Origin of the sequence: Chryseobacterium sp. SIMBA_028 (genome assembly GCF_046535285.1) — a bacterium.
GTDB lineage: Bacteria > Bacteroidota > Bacteroidia > Flavobacteriales > Weeksellaceae > Chryseobacterium.
On sequence record NZ_JAWRWZ010000259.1, the window covers coordinates 1 to 274 of the forward strand.

The 274-nt window shown below is 60.6% G+C and carries 1 protein-coding gene; it reads left to right on the top strand.

Annotation, left to right across the window (positions count from 1 at the left end; translation table 11 throughout):
* The coding region (locus SCA31_RS23370; protein ID WP_410699407.1) for a hypothetical protein at positions 1–274 on the top strand (274 nt) is incomplete at both ends.

Consider the following 274-nt stretch of genomic DNA (forward strand, 5'->3'; position numbering starts at 1 on the left):
GTGTTCGCTGTCCACGTCGCCCACTGGACGCAGCCCCTGCAAACGTCTCGCGCCTTCCTGAGGTGCGCCTACGAGGCGGCGCTGAACGCTGGCGACCTGTCTTACGCGGCCTACAGTTGCATCGATGTGATCACCAACCGTATCGCCAGCGGAGACCCGCTCAGTGACATCCAACGAGAGGCCGAGCATGGGCTTGAATTCGCGCGGAAGCTAAAATTCGGTCTCGCCAGCGACTGCATCATCGGGCAGCTCAGACTTATTCGAATACTGCGTG